General features: G+C 74.3%; 10 protein-coding genes and 1 pseudogene. 3 read left to right on the top strand and 8 right to left on the bottom strand.

Annotated features, from left to right (window positions below; genetic code table 11):
• From ABD811_RS32830 to mraZ, 3 genes and pseudogenes are all read right to left on the bottom strand, one after another.
• Window positions 1–392 (bottom strand): annotated as a pseudogene (locus tag ABD811_RS32830) (hypothetical protein); the annotation flags it as partial.
• Window positions 389–1,444, bottom strand: coding sequence for a 16S rRNA (cytosine(1402)-N(4))-methyltransferase RsmH (gene rsmH / locus ABD811_RS32825; protein WP_344955549.1), 1,056 nt, complete (start codon window positions 1,442–1,444; stop codon window positions 389–391). The gene rsmH and the pseudogene ABD811_RS32830, both read right to left, overlap by 4 nt.
• A 912-nt stretch (window positions 1,445–2,356) precedes the next feature.
• Window positions 2,357–2,788 (bottom strand): division/cell wall cluster transcriptional repressor MraZ, encoded by a 432-nt coding sequence (gene mraZ, locus ABD811_RS32820; RefSeq protein WP_344955546.1) that lies wholly within the window; start codon window positions 2,786–2,788, stop codon window positions 2,357–2,359.
• Between the two features lie 564 nt (window positions 2,789–3,352).
• Between mraZ and ABD811_RS32815 the strand changes: the two genes are divergently transcribed.
• From ABD811_RS32815 to ABD811_RS32805, 3 genes are read left to right on the top strand one after another with little or no spacing between them, the layout of a single operon-like run.
• Window positions 3,353–4,426: an AAA family ATPase gene (locus ABD811_RS32815; protein ID WP_425549484.1), complete on the top strand. Its 1,074-nt coding sequence runs from the start codon at window positions 3,353–3,355 to the stop codon at window positions 4,424–4,426.
• A gap of 2 nt (window positions 4,427–4,428) precedes the next feature.
• Entirely contained in the window at window positions 4,429–5,703 is a 1,275-nt protein-coding gene (locus ABD811_RS32810; protein ID WP_344955542.1) for a DUF58 domain-containing protein, read from the top strand.
• Window positions 5,700–8,108, top strand: a complete 2,409-nt coding sequence (locus ABD811_RS32805) for a transglutaminase TgpA family protein (RefSeq protein WP_344955540.1) — start codon at window positions 5,700–5,702, stop codon at window positions 8,106–8,108. Before ABD811_RS32810 ends, ABD811_RS32805 begins: the two co-directional genes overlap by 4 nt.
• Before the next feature lie 225 nt (window positions 8,109–8,333).
• On the opposite strand, the gene ABD811_RS32800 is transcribed toward ABD811_RS32805, so the two are convergent.
• From ABD811_RS32800 to efp, 5 genes are all read right to left on the bottom strand, one after another.
• Window positions 8,334–8,729, bottom strand: a complete 396-nt coding sequence (locus tag ABD811_RS32800) for a DUF3040 domain-containing protein (protein WP_344955538.1) — start codon at window positions 8,727–8,729, stop codon at window positions 8,334–8,336.
• 140 nt (window positions 8,730–8,869) lie between these two features.
• A complete protein-coding gene (locus ABD811_RS32795) occupies window positions 8,870–10,132 on the bottom strand; it encodes a DNA polymerase IV (protein ID WP_344955536.1) in 1,263 nt (420 codons plus the stop codon).
• 8 nt (window positions 10,133–10,140) lie between these two features.
• Window positions 10,141–10,899 carry a methyltransferase domain-containing protein gene (locus tag ABD811_RS32790; RefSeq protein ID WP_344955534.1) on the bottom strand — a complete coding sequence of 253 codons (759 nt, stop codon included), beginning with the start codon at window positions 10,897–10,899 and terminating at the stop codon, window positions 10,141–10,143.
• A gap of 22 nt (window positions 10,900–10,921) precedes the next feature.
• Window positions 10,922–11,338: a transcription antitermination factor NusB gene (gene nusB / locus ABD811_RS32785; RefSeq protein ID WP_344955532.1), complete on the bottom strand. Its 417-nt coding sequence runs from the start codon at window positions 11,336–11,338 to the stop codon at window positions 10,922–10,924.
• Between the two features lie 118 nt (window positions 11,339–11,456).
• Window positions 11,457–12,014, bottom strand: a complete 558-nt coding sequence (efp, locus tag ABD811_RS32780) for an elongation factor P (protein WP_344955530.1) — start codon at window positions 12,012–12,014, stop codon at window positions 11,457–11,459.
• Window positions 12,015–12,134: the final 120 nt, after the last annotated feature.

The following is a 12,134-nucleotide window of genomic DNA, read 5'->3' as shown; positions in this document are numbered from 1 at the left end:
GCCGCCCGCGCCGCCCCCGCGGGCTTGGCGGTCTTGGCGGGCTTGGCGGTCCTGGACGGCTGTGCCGGCTTGGCGCCGGTCTTGGACGCCTTGGGCACCTTGGACGTCTTGGACGCCTTGGCGGCACGGGAGGGCGCGGCCGGGCGAGGACGCGCCTTGCCCGCCGCAGGCCCCGCGGACGCGCCGGACGGCCGGCCCTGCCTGCGGGCCCGGCCGGACGTGGCGGGCTCGGTGGTCGCGTCGTCGGCGGGCTTCTTCGACGTTCTCCCCTTTCGCGCGGCCGGCGTGCCGTTCCCGGCGGCCGGCGTGCCGGCGTCGCGGTCGGCGGCGCGGCCCCGGCGCCCCCTGCCCGGCGGTTTGGCGGCCCCCGGCGGGCGCGTGGTCGTGGTCATCTCGCCTCCCTGCGGCTGCCCGGGGGATCCCCCGCCCCCGGTGATTCACGCACCCGCTCGGCGGCGCGCAGCCGGACCGAGGCGGCACGCGGGTTGGTCGTGGTCTCCTCGTCGGACGGCAGTTCGGCCCCGCGCGTCAGCAGCCGGAACCGCGGCCGGTGCTCGGGCAGCGGGACGGGCAGGCCGGGCGGGGTGGTGTCGGCCGACTGCTCGGCCAGGATCCGCTTGGTGATGCGGTCCTCCAGCGAGTGGTAGCTGAGCACGACGACGCGGCCGCCGACGCGCAGCGCGTCCAGCGCGGCCGGCAGCGCCCGCCGCCAGGTGTCCAGCTCGCCGTTCACCTCGATGCGCAGGGCCTGGAAGGTGCGCTTGGCCGGGTTGCCCCCGGTGCGCCGCGTCGCCGCCGGGATCGCCGAGCGCACCAGGTCGGCCAGGTGCTTGGTGGACTCCAGCGGGGCGCGCTGACGCTCGCGCACGATCGCGGCCGCGATGCGCTGGGCGAACCGCTCCTCCCCGTACTCGCGCAGGATGCGGGCCAGTTCGGCGGGCGGGTAGCCGTTGACGACCTCGGCCGCGGTCAGGCTCTGGGTGCGGTCCATCCGCATGTCCAGGGGGGCGTCGTAGGAGTAGGCGAAGCCGCGTTCGGCCTCGTCGAGCTGCGGGGAGGACACCCCCAGGTCGAACAGCACCGCGTCGACCGCGGGCACGCCCAGCCGGCGCAGCACCTCGGGCACGGCGTCGTAGACGGCGTGCTCCAGGGCGATGACGCGGTCGCCGAAGGGGGCCAGCCGCCGCGCGGAGCGCTCCAGCGCGGTGGTGTCGCGGTCGATTCCGATCAGGTGCAGCCCGGGATGGGCGCGCAGCATGGCCTCGGCGTGACCGCCCAGGCCCAGGGTCGCGTCGACGTAGACGGGCGCGCCGACCGGTTCCCCACCGGCGCCGCCCTCGACGGCCGGGCCGGTGACCTGGACGGCGGGCCCGAGCAGTTCCAGCACGCGATCGAGCATGACCGGTACGTGACCGGCCATGGTCGCGTTGTCGCCCGCGTCCATGCTCACCCCCTTGCGCCACCTCGCTCGCGGACTACGTGGCTTTCGTCGGTCGCACCTCTCCCGGCGCCCCCGCCCAGGAGTTCCGGCGATCGTCTCCCCAAGGAAAACCCCGGCAAACCGGCCATAGGCCAGAGAGCGGGAACTCGCCCCCCGAAAGGGGCCCTGCCGTCCCCGCGACCTGCCCAAAAGCCGCTGGACAAGGACCGCACCCCGTAATTCCGAAGGGCTGCTCCCTGCGGAACATCCGGCCCCTGACCGAAGCCCGATGACCAGGGCCCGCACCCCTGCGGTCGCGCGGACCCCGCGAGCCTGGCCGAAGACCGGCCAGCGCGAATTCCGCGCCCCGAGAGTTCCAAGCAGTCGTCCCCCTTGCGAAACACCGCGGGTTCCGCGAAACCGGCCGATAGGCCGGTGAGCAGACCCCGCACCCCAGCGGTGCGCGGTCCCGCGAGCCGGGCCGAAGGCCTGGCGAGCGCGGACCGCGCCTCGGGGGGTTCCGGGGGTCGCCCCCCCGGGAGACACTGCGGGCCCCCGCGAAACTGGCCGAAGGCCAGTGAGTAGGGGTGCCCGCCCCGGGGGTTCCGGGGGTCGCCCCCGGAAGACGCCCGCGGGCCCCCCGCGAAACTGGCCGAAGGCCAGTGAGTAGGGGTGCCCGCCTCGGCCTCGCCCGGCCAGGTCCCCATCCGCTGCCCTGGAGGAAGAACCGCGGTGTCGCGGGGGGTCGCCCTCTGGCACCGGGGAAGCTGCGCCAGATGGCACCGGAGAGCGGCTGGAGACCTGGCCGAACGCGGGCCGACCGCCGTTTCGGGGTTCCAGGGGTGGTCCCTGGAGAACACTGCGGACCCCGGCTGAACCGGCTGGGAGCCGGTGCGCACGGACCCGTGCCCGGTCGGCGGACCGACGTGTGGAACGTCACAGGATCCCGGGCAACACCTCCTCCGAGATCTCGGCGAACGCCTGCTCCTCCTTCTCGAGGTAGCTCTCCCACGCGCGCGTGTCCCAGATCTCCAGGCGCGTGTTGGCCCCGATCACGGTGCAGTCGCGTGTGAGCCCCGCGTAAGCGCGCAGTGGCGGCGGGATGGTGATGCGTCCCTGCTTGTCGGGGACCTCGTCGGAAGCGCTGGCGAAGAAGACCCGGCTGTAGGCCCGCACGGACCTCTCGGTGACCGGTGTCGCACGCAGAGCCTCGGTGATGCGCTGGAACTCCGCCATGGGGAAGACGTAGAGGCAGCGTTCCTGGCCCTTCGTGATCACCAATCCCCCCGACAGCTCCTCGCGGTACTTCGCCGGCAGGAACAGTCGTCCCTTGTCGTCGAGGCGCGGCGTGTGGGTGCCGAGGAACATCGGGCCCCCACCTCCCCGCGCCGTGCGGGGCGCTGACACCCCCCACGGCGCCCCACTCTACTCCACTCTTCCCCACCGTCAACTAGTTGAACACGCTTCTCGGGCCAGAATCGCGAGCAAATGCGCAGGTCACAGGGGTGGAGCGGAGTGGGGGGCGGCGCGGGGCGCCGCCGCGCCGGGCGGCGGGGCGGAGCGACCCGACGGGCCGGCGCGGCATTGGGAGGGCTCCGGCGCGGCGCCGGGAAGGCACCGTCGCGGGCGTCTTTATGTCGTCTTGTCAAGTGCCCGGCGATGCTGTGTGGGGAGAAGTGGAGGGGGCGGCTCGTGTCGATGTGACTCCGTAGCGTGACGTCGCCGCCGCGCGTGCGCAACCTCACGCGGCGGCCGCGATGGGAGCGGGCAACCCGTTCCACACGAACATCGCGACGCGAGGCCCGAGGACGTACTGTCAGGGGTTGGGCAAGTCAATAGAACGTCGCACCGGCCGCGCACAGCCTGGCGTCCGTACCACTCGGCGGAGCCCGGGCGGACACCGCGAGGCCGGACGGCTGAGGAGGGTTGTTGGTGGCAGTAGGCACTCACGGCGAGTCGTATATGCAAGCCCCTACCGGCTCCGGAGAACCGGCCTCAGCCGACCGCCCGAGCCCTTCCCGGTCGTCCTCGCCTTCCGACGGTGACGGGAGCGGACCGGGCCTGGACGGGCTGGCGCAGGTCGCCAACAAGATCCGCGACGCCGTCGAGTCGGTTATCGAGGGCAAACCCGGCGTGGTGCGGCTGGCGCTGACCGTGCTGCTGGCCGAGGGGCACCTGCTGATCGAGGACGTGCCCGGCGTCGGCAAGACGATGCTGGCCAAGGCGCTGGCCCGGTCGGTGGACTGCTCGGTGCGCCGGGTGCAGTTCACCCCCGACCTGCTGCCCAGCGACATCACCGGGGTGAGCGCCTACAACCAGGAGCTGCGCGAGTTCGAGTTCAAGCCGGGCCCGGTGTTCGCCAACATCGTGGTCGGCGACGAGATCAACCGGGCGTCCCCCAAGACCCAGTCGGCCCTGCTGGAGTGCATGGAGGAACGCCAGGTCACGGTGGACGGCGTCACCTACCCCCTGGACCGCCCGTTCATGGTGATCTCCACGCAGAACCCGGTGGAGATGGAGGGCACCTACCCGCTGCCCGAGGCGCAGCGCGACCGGTTCACCGCCCGCATCTCGATGGGCTACCCCGACCCGGCCGCCGAGCTGGACATGCTGGACGCGCACGGGCAGTCGTCCCCGCTGGACCGGCTCACCCCCGTCGCCGACGCCGCCGACGTGCGCGCCCTGATCGATGTCGTCCGGCGCCAGCACGTGTCGCCGGGCGTGCGGCAGTACGCGATCGACCTGGTGACCGCCACCCGCAACCATCCCGACCTGCGGCTGGGCGCCTCGCCGCGCGCCACCCTGCACCTGGTGCGGGCGGCCCGCGCGTACGCGGCGCTGGACGACCGCGACTACGTGCTGCCCGACGACATCCAGGACCTGGCGGTGCCCGTGCTGGCGCACCGGCTGCTGCCCACCGCCGAGGCGCAGGTGGAGCGGCGCCGTCCCGAGCACGTGGTGACCGAGCTGGTGAACCGGCTGCCGGTGCCGTCCTCCGGGAAGTGACGTTGAGACGTGCGCTGTCCGGCCTGACCACCCGGGGGCGGTCCTTCGTGGCCGCCGGGGCCACCGCGATCGTGTGCGCGTTCGTGCTCGGCGAGCGCGACCTGCTGCGGGCCGGCATGCTCGTCCTGGTCCTGCCGCTGCTGTCCACGCTGGCGGTGTCGCGCACCCGCTACCGGCTGGCGTGCGCCCGGCGGCTGGAGCCCGTGCGGCTGCCGGTGGGCCACGAGGCCCGCGTCGACCTGCGGCTGGAGAACGTGTCGCGGCTGCCGAGCGGCCTGCTGATGGTGGAGGACCAGGTCCCGCACACCCTCGGCGGCCGGGCCCGGTTCGTGCTCGACCGGCTGGAGTCGAACGGCTCGCGGGAGCTCGGCTACCGCGTCCGGTCCGACCGGCGCGGCCGGTACCGGGTCGGGCCGCTGGTGGTGCGGCTGGCCGACCCGTTCGGCATGGTGGAGATGGTGCGCTCGTTCAGCATGGCGGACACCCTCACGGTCACGCCGCTGATCGTGCCGCTGCCGCCGGGGCGGCCGGCCGGGGCGTGGGCGGGCGGCGGCGACAGCCTGGCGCACGCCGTGGCCACCGCCGGCGAGGACGACGTGACCCCCCGCGAGTACCGGCACGGCGACGACCTGCGCCGGGTGCACTGGCGGTCCACCGCGCGGCGCGGTGAGCTGATGGTGCGGCGCGAGGAGCAGCAGCTGCAGAGCAGCGGCACCCTGTTCCTGGACACCCGCCGCGCCGCCCACGTGGGGGACGGCCCGCTGTCGTCGTTCGAGCAGGCCGTGTCGGTGGTCGCGTCGGTCGGCGTGCATCTGGGACAGGCCGGGATGGGCCTGCGGCTGGTCACCGACGCCGGTGAGCGGCTGCCCAGGACGACCGACGCCCAGGGCGCGGCGGAAGGACTGCTGCTGGACGTGCTGGCGACGGTCCGGCACTCCTCCGAGCGGTCGCTGACCCGCGGCATGGCCGCGCTGCGCGGGCCGAACGGCGAGGGCGACGGGCTGGTCGTCGCGGCGTTCGGGGCGCTGACGGCCGAGGAGGCGCGGACGGTGGCGGCGGCGCGGCGCGGCACCGGCACGTTCGTCGCCGTCCTGGTCGACGGCGACGAGGACGTCGACACGGGCACCGATCCGGCGGCGACGGCGCGGCTGCTGGGCTCGGCGGGCTGGCGGGTGGTGCGCCTGCGGACCGCCGCGGAACTGGCCGGCGCGTGGTCGGCGGCCGCCGAGGCCTCCGAGGACCCGGCGCGGACATTTCGCATGACGGACGGCGCATGAGACTTCGCATGACGATCATGGCGGCGCTGGCCGCCCTGGCGGGTTCGGTGGCCCTGTACCCGCTGTTCTCCGGCCGCGGCTGGTTCGGGTCCGGGCTGGGCGCGGTCGCGGTGGTCGCCGTGGCCGGGCTGCTGACGCGGCACTTCCGCTGGCCCGCGGTGTTCGGCGCGGTCGGCGGGCTGGCCGCGCTGCACCTGTACCTGACCGCGCGGTTCACCGCGTCCGAGGCGTTCCTCGGCGTGGTGCCGACCCCCGAGTCGTTGCGGCGGCTCGGCGACCTGATGCGGGAGGGGTGGGACGCGGCCAACCAGTACGCCGCGCCCGTGCCGCCGGTGCCGGGCATCATGCTGCTGGCCGTCGCCGGGATCGGCCTGGTCGCGGTGCTGGTGGACCTGCTGGCGGTGCGGCTGCGCCGTGCCGCGCCCGCCGGGCTGCCGCTGCTGGCGATGTACAGCGTGCCCGCCGCCGTGCGGGAGGACAGCGTCAGCTGGGTCGCGTTCGGCGTCGGCGCGCTGGGCTACCTGGCGCTGCTGGCCGCCGACAACCACGAGCAGGTCGGCGGGTGGGGCCACGTGGTGTTCAGGTCCCCGAACGCCCCGGCGCGTCCCGACACCGGCGCGATGGCGGCCGCGGGGCGCCGCATCGGCGTGGCCGCCGTGGCCGTGGCCGTGCTGGTCCCGGCGGTGACGCCCGGCATCCACTCGCGCGGGATGTTCGGCATGGGCAGCGGCGGCGGGCGCGGCGGCACGCAGACCGTCACCACCCCCGATCCGCTGGTCAGCCTCAAGCGGGAGCTGACCCGCCCGGACGACCTGCTGGTGCTGCGCTACCGCAGCGACGACTCCGACCGCCCCGACTACCTGCGGCTGTACTCGCTGGACCGGTTCGACGGCGACCGCTGGACCTACTCCTCGCTGCAGAGCACGGCCCGGGACCGGCTGTCGGACCGCCGCCTGCCCGAACCGCCCGGCCTGAGCGCGGTGCCCACCCGGCAGGTCACCACGCGGATCACGGTGCGGCGGCAGGTGCGGAACCTGTCGTTCCTGCCGGCCCCGTACGCGCCGTCCCGCGTGTCGATCGAGGGCGACTGGCGGGTGCACGTCCCGTCGCTGATGATCTACTCGCTGCGCGACTCGGCGGGGGGTCGCTCCTACACCGTCACCAGCACCCGGGCCCGGCCGACGGCGTCCCAGCTGAGGGTCGCCGGGCGCACCCCGACCGATCTCTACAACCGCTACACGTTCGTCCCGGACCGCATCCCGCGCGAGGTGCGCCGGCTGGCGCACGAGGTCACCGCCGGGGCGGCCACCGCCTACGACCAGGCGGTGATGCTGCAGCGCTGGTTCACCCAGAACGGCGGGTTCCAGTACGACCTGACGGCCCAGCCCCCGCAGCGCGGCAGCGACCTGGTCGACTTCCTGATCAACAACAAGAGGGGGTACTGCGAGCAGTTCGCCGCCTCGATGGCCCTGCTGGCGCGGGTCCTGGGCATCCCCGCCCGGGTCGCGATGGGCTACACCCCCGGCACGCAGGTCACCCCGGGGGTGTGGGAGGTGCGCACCCGCGACGCGCACGCCTGGCCCGAGCTGTACTTCGAGGGCGCGGGCTGGGTGCGGTTCGAGCCCACGCCCAGCGGCGCCGCCGGGCAGGGCACCGCGGCCACCCCGGACTACTCCGAGCCCACCGTCTCCAGCAACGCCGGAAGCACGCAGGAGCAGGACACCAGCGCCCCGGAGACCAGCCCGGAGACCTCGGACTCGGCGTCGCCGTCGGCGACCGCGCGGCGTCAGGACGACCTCGGCGCGGACGCCGGCACCGACGGCGGGCAGTCCGGCGGCGATGGCGCGCCCATCGGCTGGATCGTCGGGGTGCTGCTGGCGCTGCTGCTCCTGGCCGCCCCCATGGCGGCGCGGCACGTGACCCGCCGTGTGCGGTGGGCGAGCGTGGCGCCGCGCTCCGGCGGCGCCGGCGGCGCCTCGCCCGACCCGGGGGAGGCCGCGCACACCGCGTGGCGCGAGATGCGCGCCGACGCCCTGGACCACGGTCTGGAGTGGCGTCCCAGCGACACGCCCCGCGCGGCCGCCCGGCGCCTGGGCGAGCTGCTGGAGCTGGACGCTCCCGCGACGCAGGCGCTGGGACGCATCGCGCACGCCGAGGAGCTGGCCCGCTACGCCCCGTCCCGTCCCCAGACGCCACCCGAGACGCTGCGGGCGGACGTCCGGACCGTCCGGGAGGCGATCGCGGCGTCCGTGGGGCGCCGTGCCCGCCTGCGCGCCCGCCTGCTGCCGGCGTCCACCATGGGGTCCGTCAGGTCCGTGACCCGTGCGGCCGGAGGCCGCCTGGCCGACGCGGTGTCCCGGGCGGAGGCCCTGACCCGGCGGCTGCTCCCCCGCCGCCCCCGCTGACGCTTTCCGGCGGGCGTCCCGCCGGAAACAGCAACGCCCCACCCGCGAGGGTGGGGCGTTTGTGTGCGCGTGTGCGGACGGCGGGTCCGCGGACAGCGCGGAGACGTTGAGGCGTCGGGGGCGCGGAAGGCGCCGCCATGGCCGCGTGGGGGCGCGCTGGAGGGCCGCGTGAAGATCAGGATGCGGCGGGGGGAAGGTACGGGGGCCGGGGGCGGCCCCCGGGGGTCACTCGCCTTCGGTGCGGCGGCGCCAGCGCTCCTCCATGCGCTCCATGAAGGTCGCCTTGGCCTTGGCCTGGCGCCTGGGCTGCTGCTGTTGCTGTGCCTCGGTGCCGATGCCCGTCATGCGCTTCCAGCTGGACAGGGCCCAGACGCAGCAGACGACCATCAGCAGGAAGCCGGTCACACTGATCGCGATGGTGACCGAGCCCTTGTTGATCACGAGCCCCGCCATCAGCGCGCAGACGCCCACCACGAAACCGAGGGCGGCCTTGACGATGCGGCGCTTGTAATGAACCTGCGGGTTGGTCGAGCGGACCGCGTGAGCGAACTTCGGATCCTCGGCGTACAACGCCTGCTCGATTTGGTCGAGCATGCGCTGCTCGTGCTCAGAGAGCGGCACGGCGCCTCCCAACGACAGCCCCGCGACGGGGTATCCGATGCAGGACGGGAACCTCAACGGTGATATGCCCAGAATACGAGGCGCGCCGGGCGGACGAAAGCGAACGGCCGACCGCGTAGCGGATGCCGGTCATCTCGATGTCACCTCGTGTCCCCCTCGTCTCGCCCTCCGGTGGCATCGGCGCGCCGCACCAGGGCCGCCGGGCGCACGGCGCCGCTGCCGAAACGCCTGCTCACCTGGTCCACCGCGCGTTCGGCCTCGCGCCAGCCGGTCTCCGGTTCGTCCAGGGTCGGCTGGCGGACGGCCTGGTCGGCCGGGACCAGGTTCTCCACCCGGACCCCCACCAGACGCAGGCGTACCCGGTCGAGTCCGGACGCCTCGTACAACTCGCACGCTGTGACATAGATCATACGGGCGACGTCGGTGGGTTCACGGAGCGTGCGCGACCGGGTGAGCGTGGTGAAGTCGGACCGGCGCAACTTGACGCTGACCGTGCGGCCCACGTGCCCGGCGGCGCGCAGCCGGGCGCCGACCTTCTCCGACAGCCGCAGCAGCTCCCGCCGGATCGTCTCGGGGTCGTCGACGTCGGTGTCGAAGGTCTCCTCGGCCCCGATGCTCTTGTCGGGGCTGCGCGGCACGACGGGCCGGGGGTCGCGGCCCCAGGCCAGCTCGTGCAGATGGGCGCCGAGGGCGTTGCCCAGCTCGCGCTGGAGCGTGGCCGGCGGCACCTGGGCGAGCTGCCCCACGGTGCGCAGGCCGAGGCGGAGCAGGGCCTCCTCGGTGCGGTCGCCGACGCCCCACAGGGCGGCCACGGGCAGCGGGTGCAGGAACTCCTGGACGCCGTCGGCGGGCACGACCAGCATTCCGTCCGGTTTGCACTGCGTGGAGGCCAGCTTGGCGACGAACTTGGTACTGGCCACCCCGACCGAGCAGGTCAGGCCCTGCTGTTCGGCGACCTGCGCGCGGATCATCTGGGCGATCTCGGCGGGGCGGCCGAGGCGGCGGCGGGCCCCGGCGACGTCCAGGAACGCCTCGTCCAGGGCCAGCGGCTCGACCAGCGGGGTCACCGACCGGAAGATCTCCATGACGGCGGCCGACACCCGGGCGTACCGGTCGTGCCGGGGCGGCAGCACCACCGCGCGCGGGCACAGCCGCCGGGCCCGGCTCATCGGCATGGCCGAGTGCACGCCGTACGCGCGGGCCTCGTAGGACGCCGAGGACACCACCCCGCGCGTGCCGGTGCCGCCCACGATCACGGGACGGCCGCGCAGCTCGGGCCGTTCCAGCAGCTCCACGCCGACGAAGAAGGCGTCCATGTCGACGTGCAGGATGGCGCAGCCGGTGTCGTCGGCGGGCGGGCCGGGCGGCGGTCCGGGCCGGTGCAGCTGCTGCTTACGGCTCACGGCCGCCCTCAGGCGTCCTTGTGGGCCAGCAGGTGCAGCTGCGTGGCCAGCTCCCGCAGCACCGGGTGGACGGCCGCGACCTGCTCCAGGGCGATCAGCGCGGCGGCCGCGTCCTGTTCGCCGTCGAGCATCGCGTCCGGCACCAGGTCGGCGAAGATCCGCACGCCGTGCAGCTCGCCGACCCGCAGCCCGGCCTTGTCCACCAGGTCCGACAGCGTCTGCCGGGTGAAGCGGCGGGGGGTGCGGTCGCGCTCGCCCCACCGGCCGTCCGGGTCGGTCAGGGCGCGCCGGGCGTCGTCGAAGTGCCCGTGCACGGCCCGGTGCAGCGCCGCGCCGATCTGCCCGGCCACCAGCACGCTGACCGAGCCGCCGGGGCGCACGGCGGCGGTCAGCGCCGCCATGGCCGCCTCGGGGTCGTCGACGTACTCCAGCACGTTGTGGCACAGCACCAGGTCGGCGGTGCCGGTGCCGAGCAGGTCGGGCAGGTCGACCGCGTCGCCCTGCACCGCCCGCACGGTGACGCCGGACTCGGCGGCGCGCCGCTCCAGCGCGGCCAGCGCGTCGGGGCTGGAGTCGACGACGGTGACCCGGTGGCCCAGCTCGGCCATCGGCACCGCGAACCCGCCGGTGCCGCCGCCGACGTCCACCACGTCGCTCGGCCCGGACTCGGGTTTGATGCGGTCGAGGACGGCGCGCAGCGCGTCCCACAGCACGGCGGTGCGCGGCCCGCTCCCCCGCGCGCGTTTCGGCTGCCGCCCGTCCATCATGGTTCCACCCTAGTGGCCGGGCCTACAGCGCGAGCGACGGCTTGAGCCGCTGCAGCCGCGACAGCAGCCCGTTGACGAAGCGCGGGGACTCCTCGGTGGACAGCTCGGTGGCCAGCGCGACCGCCTCGCTGACCGCCACGCCGTCGGGCACGTCGTCCACCCACAGCAGCTCGAACGCGCCCATCCGCAGGATGTTGCGGTCGACGGCGGGCATGCGGTCCAGCGTCCAGCCGGTGGCGTAGGTGGACAGCAGCTCGTCGATGCGCTCGCGGTGCTCCTGCACGCCCTCGATCAGCCGGACCGCGTGCCCGTACTCGGCCAGCTCGTCCTGGTTGGGCCGCCCGCGCGCGCCCAGCACGTCGGTCGGCCGCTCCTCACGCAGCTCGGCGGCGAACAGGATGTCCAGCGCCAGCTTGCGCGCCTTCGTCCTAGCGCTCATTGCCTCGCTCCGCTCGGCGGCTCGCAGCCGTCTTCACACGACGGCTTCCCTCGTCGCTCCGGTCGCAAGCTCCCTGCGCTCCTCAGTCCAGCCGTCGTGCGTCTGCTCGCGGCCGCCATCAGCCGCGGCCGAGGTACTCGCCCGAGCGGGTGTCGACCTTGACCTTCTCGCCGGTGGTGATGAACAGCGGGACCTGGATCTGCGCGCCGGTCTCCAGCGTCGCGGGCTTGGTGCCGCCGGTGGAGCGGTCGCCCTGCAGGCCCGGCTCGGTCTCGGTGATCTCCAGCACCACGGCCGCGGGCAGCTCGACGTACAGCGGGTCCTCGCCGTGGAAGGCGATGGTGGCCATCTGCTCGGGGAGCAGGTAGTCGGCGGCCTGGCCGACGACCGCCGCGGGGATGTGCGGCTGGTCGTAGGTCTGGGTGTCCATGAAGACGAAGTCCTCGCCCTCGCGGTAGAGGTACTGCATCTCCCGCTTGTCGACGCTGGCCACCTCGACCTTGGTGCCGGCGTTGAAGGTCTTGTCGACCACCTTGCCCGACAGCACGTGCTTGATCTTGGTGCGCACGAACGCGCCGCCCTTGCCGGGCTTGACGTGCTGGAACTCCAGGACCGTCCACAGCTCGCCGTCCAGCCTCAGCGTCATGCCGTTCTTGAGGTCGTTCGTCGTCGCCACAGCGTCCTCTCCTGCCCCCTGACGGGGCCGTCCCCGCCTCGGTTCGTGGTCGTGTCTCAAAGGGTGGGGGGAGATTCCCCGCACCCCCCGGTTGTCAAGGTCGGACTCGCACGCCCCGTG

Origin of the sequence: Actinomadura miaoliensis, from assembly GCF_039536785.1 — a bacterium.
Classification (GTDB): Bacteria; Actinomycetota; Actinomycetes; order Streptosporangiales; family Streptosporangiaceae; genus Spirillospora; species Spirillospora miaoliensis.
Note: the sequence above shows the minus strand (reverse complement) of the source record. Positions and strands in the feature narration are given on the sequence as shown.

What these genes read in the sequence shown, in the direction of transcription:
- rsmH (WP_344955549.1), bottom strand. Translation starts at nt 1,444, where the DNA reads ATGGACGCGGGCGACAACGCGACCATGGCCGGTCACGTACCGGTCATG.
- mraZ (WP_344955546.1), bottom strand. Translation starts at nt 2,788, where the DNA reads ATGTTCCTCGGCACCCACACGCCGCGCCTCGACGACAAGGGACGACTG.
- ABD811_RS32805 (WP_344955540.1), top strand. Translation starts at nt 5,700, where the DNA reads ATGAGACTTCGCATGACGATCATGGCGGCGCTGGCCGCCCTGGCGGGT.
- ABD811_RS32790 (WP_344955534.1), bottom strand. Translation starts at nt 10,899, where the DNA reads ATGATGGACGGGCGGCAGCCGAAACGCGCGCGGGGGAGCGGGCCGCGC.
- nusB (WP_344955532.1), bottom strand. Translation starts at nt 11,338, where the DNA reads ATGAGCGCTAGGACGAAGGCGCGCAAGCTGGCGCTGGACATCCTGTTC.